Genomic DNA, 4,227 nt, shown 5'->3' on the forward strand with positions numbered 1-4,227 from the left:
TTTCCTCATAGAGCGGGAAATGGGTTTCCGCGAGCCCCTGGAGCATACTCAAACCCTTCTCGAAGTCATTGGAGAGTTCGAGCGGCACTTCGGTGAGCGATAGCGACAGATGAAACCGGGCCTTCTCGTTGATTGGGGCCAGCCGATCGTTCAAAACCCGCGAGGTTACGGTGATATTGGCGAGGCGCGCGCGCAAATCTTCTTCGGCATTCAAATAGCCTTCGCGGGCTTTATGGACAGCGCTGACCTGCTCATTGAACTGTTTGACCATTTCGGTCAGGCGCTCGTTCGATTTGAGCTTGCGCGTCAGATCCCAGAGTTTTTCGATGCGATTATCGAGCGTGATCTTGCTGGCTTCAAGGTTTGCCAAATCGGGCGCATCGGCCAAAGCGGGCGCGCTGGCGGCGATTGCATTCGCCTCCGCTTTCAAATCGCCCGCCACCGCCACCGCCGGTAGGTTTTCATCCTGCACGATGGTAAAAGCAACGCCGATACTGTTGTAGGCCCAAAGAGCCGCCCCGCCGCCGACTGCCGCCAGCGCGGCCAAGCCCGCCAGCGCAACGAATAGCTTCGCTTTAATCGTTAGTCGCATGTTTTTCCTCCCCGATGAAGCCGGTCGTTGTCCGACGCTTTGCGCGCTTCATTACGATCATGCTACACCGATGGTAAAGAAAGACAAAAGTATTATCCGACGAAAAGAGTCGATTTCACCCCGTAGAGTGACGCATACGTCAAATTATTTGGCTGCTTAAGCCCGTTAACTGCCCAAACGAACCCGCCTTGCCCGGTCTTGTCTTGGGCGGATGTTACATAGAGCGTGTCCAATGCTGCACCGCCGAAACAGCAGGAGGTTGGACGATTGAACGGCAAGGGAATAACCCGTTCGCGGCTGCCGTCCGGGCGGTAGCGGGTGAGGCGCGCGCCGTCCCAGTGGCAGGACCAAACGTGATCGTCGGCATCGATGCAGAGCCCGTCGGGATAGCCTTCGTCCTCAGTCAGTTGCGCGAAAACGCGGCGCTCGCCGACCGTTCCTGTCGCAGGATCGTAGGGCGCGCAAAAAATCGTGCGATTGGCGCTATCGGTGAGATACATCCGACTGCCGTCGCCCGACCAGCCGAGACCGTTCGTGACCGTAAACTGCACGGGCAATTCTGCAATGCGGGGCGGCGTGCCGGAGAGGCAGTAGAACTGTCCCGTCGCGTCGTTTTCGGCATCGTCCATGCTGCCGATCCAGAAGCGCCCGTGCGGATCGACCTTGCCATCGTTCAGCCGATTGCCCGGCATATCGGGTTCCAGCGTGGCGAAAGCGGCGAGCGCGCCGGTTTCGGGCGTGAAGCGATACACGCCCGATTTTAGCCCAACCAGCCAATCACCCGCCGTGGTCGGTACCGCCGCGCCCACGGGCTCGGGCAGGGCGAAGCGCTGATAGGCCCCACCCTTGAGGCCGCCCGCCAGCCGATGCAGGCTCGGCTGTTTGATATCCACCCACCAGAGCGCCCCTTCGTGCCAGACCGGACCTTCGCCGAGTTTGCACGGTGTTTCGGTAAGCTGGGTCAGAACGGGATCGGTCATCGTCTCGGCCTCAATGGGAGTGGCGCAGCGTGCTGCGGGCGGCGACCTGATGATAGGCGGTGGCGAAATCGAGACAGCCGCCGGTCTGCAACTGCCCGACCGATTTGCGGTACATCTCCTGCCACGGCGTCTGGCTCGTCGGGATTTCCGGTTGCGCCGGCTCATTGGCTTTACGCGCCGCCCAATCCTCGGCGGGCAGCAGCACATCGACGGTGCGCGTGCGCAGATCGACGCGGATGCGGTCGCCGGTTTTCAGCCACGCCAACCCGCCGCCTGCCGCCGCCTCCGGCGATACATTCAGGATCGAAGGGCTGCCGGAGGTGCCGGACTGCCGCCCGTCCCCCAAGGTCGGCAGCGCCATAATCCCGCGCTGAATCAGGGCATCGGGCGGCTGCATATTCACGACTTCCGCCGAGCCGGGATAGCCGATGGGGCCGCAGCCGCGAATAACGAGAATGCAGTTCTCGTCGATGTCCAAAGCCGGATCGTTGAGGCGGGAATGGTAATCCTCCGGCCCGTCGAACACGATGGCGCGGGCTTCGAAGGCTTCCGGGTCGGCCGGGTTCGACAGGTAGCGCGCGCGGAAATCCGGGTCGATCACGCTGGTTTTCATCAGGGCGCTGTCGAACAGATTGCCGCTGAGCACGACGAAACCCGCAGCCTCTTTCAGTGGATTGCCATAGGGGCGGATCACTTCGGGGTCGCCCGCCGGAACGCTCGCCAGAATATCGCCGATCGGCTTGCCGGTGACGGTGATCGCCGCGCCGTCGAGTTTTCCCGCGCGCAACAGTTCGGCCATCACGGCGGGCACCGCGCCCGCCCGGTGGAAGGCTTCGCCCAAGAAACGCCCCGCCGGTTGGCAATCGACCAGCAGGGGGATGTCATGGCCGTAGGTCTGCCAATCCTCCAAGGTCAATTCGACCCCAGCGTGCCGGGCCATCGCAATCAGATGCGGCGGGCAGTTGGTTGACGCGCCAATCGCCGAGGCGGTGCGGATCGCGTTCAGGAACGCCGGGCGCGTCATCACTTTGCGCGGGGTCAGCTCTTCGGCCACCATCGCCACAATCCGCCGCCCGGTTTCATAGGCCATATGGCCGCGCGCGGCATAGGGGGCCGGGATCGAGCCGCAGTAGGGCAGCGACATGCCCAAAGCTTCGGCGACGGCATTCATCGACAGGGCCGTGCCCATCGTATTGCAGTGGCCGACCGACGGTGCCGAGGCGGCGGCGGCGTCCATAAACTGCTGATAATCGATCTCGCCGGTGGCAAGCTGCTTGCGCGACGACCAAATGATCGTGCCCGACCCGGCAAGCTTGCCCTGCCAATGCCCGTCGAGCATCGGCCCGCCTGAGAGCACGATAGCCGGAATATCGACCGTCCCGGCGGCCATCAGGCAGGCGGGGGTGGTTTTATCGCAGCCGGTGGTGAGAACGACGCCGTCAATCGGATAGCCATGCAGCACTTCGACCAGCCCGAGATAGGCGAGATTGCGGTCAATCGCCGCCGTCGGGCGACGGCCGGTTTCCTGGATCGGGTGCACGGGGAATTCAATCGGAATCCCGCCCGCGTCGCGAATGCCGTCGCGCACGCGCTGGGCCAGTTCGATGTGATGGCGGTTGCAGGGGGACAGATCGCTGCCGGTCTGGGCGATGCCGATGATCGGCTTACCCGACTGCAACTCCTCCCGCGTGATGCCGTAGTTCATGTAGCGCTCCAAGTAGAGCGCGGTCATATCGGGGTTTTCTGGATTATCGAACCATTCGCGGCTGCGGAGTTTGGTCATCGGGCGAATCCTTAGCGGGAAGAGGAGGTCGCCCAGGCCGCCACGAAGGCGCGGGCATTGGTGCCAACGGTGGCCGGGTCCATCCCCGGCTTATAGAGGGCTGATCCCAGCCCGAAACCTTGTGCGCCGGCGGCCAACCACGGGCGCATGCCGTCCGGGGTGACGCCGCCCACGGCAAACAGCGGCGCGGCAGGGGGCAGAATGGCCTTTAAGGCCTTCACCATCTGCGGCGAGGCGGCTTCGGCGGGGAAAAGCTTCAGCCCGTCCGCGCCTGCGTTGAGGGCCGAAAAAGCCTCCGACGCGGTGAAGAAGCCCGGCAGTGCATACATCCCGGCGGTTTTGGCGGCGCGGATCACGGCGGGGTCGGTATGGGGCGAGACAATGACGCGCGCGCCGATGTCCTTCAGGCGCGCAACCTCGGCTTCCGTCGTCACGGTGCCCGCCCCAATCAGCGCGTGATCGCCGAAGCGGCGCACGATCCGGGCGATGGAGTCGAACGGCTGCGGCGAGTTCAGCGGCACTTCAATGCAGCGGAACCCAGCGTCGATCAGGGCTTCGGCAGCGCCTTCCGCCTCATCGGGTTTCAGGCCGCGCAGAATGGCGACCAGCGGCAGCGCTTCGATGGCAGACCAGAAGCTCATAATCAGCGTCCTTGGCTAAGATAGGCGGTGGCGAAGCGGGCGAGCCCGGCCACGGCGGCGGCATCGCCTGAAATCGGTTGGGCGGTATAGCCTCTGAGGGTCAGCGCCCAGGCGTAGCGGTCGGCGAGCGCCGCGCTGGCGATGACGGGAACGGGGCCGCTGCCGCACTCGGGCAGCGCTGCCGCCACTTCCGCGCCGATCAGCAGGCCGGAGAGGTAATCGGCCAGCGCG

The 4,227-nt window shown here is 64.0% G+C and carries 4 protein-coding genes and 1 pseudogene; all 5 read right to left on the bottom strand.

The window, feature by feature from the left end:
• Positions 1-592 (bottom strand): annotated as a pseudogene (locus VZ95_RS17350) (hypothetical protein); the annotation flags it as partial.
• Between the two features lie 92 nt (positions 593-684).
• Positions 685-1,572: an SMP-30/gluconolactonase/LRE family protein gene (locus VZ95_RS17355; RefSeq protein ID WP_052711897.1), complete on the bottom strand. Its 888-nt coding sequence runs from the start codon at positions 1,570-1,572 to the stop codon at positions 685-687.
• A gap of 10 nt (positions 1,573-1,582) precedes the next feature.
• Positions 1,583-3,355 carry an IlvD/Edd family dehydratase gene (locus VZ95_RS17360; protein WP_045776978.1) on the bottom strand — a complete coding sequence of 591 codons (1,773 nt, stop codon included), beginning with the start codon at positions 3,353-3,355 and terminating at the stop codon, positions 1,583-1,585.
• Positions 3,356-3,366: 11 nt separating this feature from the next.
• Positions 3,367-3,996, bottom strand: coding sequence for a 2-dehydro-3-deoxy-6-phosphogalactonate aldolase (locus VZ95_RS17365; protein WP_045776979.1), 630 nt, complete (start codon positions 3,994-3,996; stop codon positions 3,367-3,369).
• A 2-nt stretch (positions 3,997-3,998) separates the two neighbouring features.
• Positions 3,999-4,227: 2-dehydro-3-deoxygalactonokinase (locus VZ95_RS17370; RefSeq protein WP_045776980.1), on the bottom strand; the 229-nt coding region annotated here is incomplete at its 5' end.

The sequence above is a fragment of the Elstera litoralis genome (assembly GCF_000963705.1).
GTDB classification, from domain to species: Bacteria; Pseudomonadota; Alphaproteobacteria; order Elsterales; family Elsteraceae; genus Elstera; species Elstera litoralis.